1 protein-coding gene is annotated in these 409 nt (G+C 68.9%); it reads left to right on the forward strand.

The window, feature by feature from the left end; genetic code table 11:
- A partial coding sequence (locus EOA85_RS37070) for an FAD-binding protein (protein WP_127212848.1) occupies window positions 1-409 on the forward strand: 409 nt, incomplete at both ends.

The following is a 409-nucleotide window of genomic DNA, read 5'->3' on the forward strand; positions in this document are numbered from 1 at the left end:
GGCCATCGCCCACGTGGGCCGGGAGACAGGCATCGATCCCGCCGCCGAGCCGATCCCGGTGCGCCCGGCGGCGCATTATCACATGGGCGGCGTGGCCGTTGACGCCGCCGGCCGCAGCTCCGTCGAGGGATTGTGGGCATGCGGCGAGGTCGCATGTACCAGCCTGCACGGCGCCAACCGCCTTGCCAGCAATTCGCTCACCGAAGCGGTGGTCACAGCGAACTGGGTTGCCGAAAGCGTTGCCCGCGTATCGCCCGGCCGGCACGGGTGCATGTTCTCCACAATCGTGCCTCCACGGCCAGACGCTTCCTGCGTCCGTCCGGTCGTCTCCAAAGCGCTGGGCATCATCCGCGACGGCGAGACGCTGCGCCAGGCGGTGACGACCCTGCTGCCAATCGCAATCCACAAC

Origin of the sequence: Mesorhizobium sp. M5C.F.Ca.IN.020.29.1.1 (genome assembly GCF_003997375.1) — a bacterium.
In the GTDB taxonomy this organism is placed as follows: domain Bacteria; phylum Pseudomonadota; class Alphaproteobacteria; order Rhizobiales; family Rhizobiaceae; genus Mesorhizobium; species Mesorhizobium wenxiniae.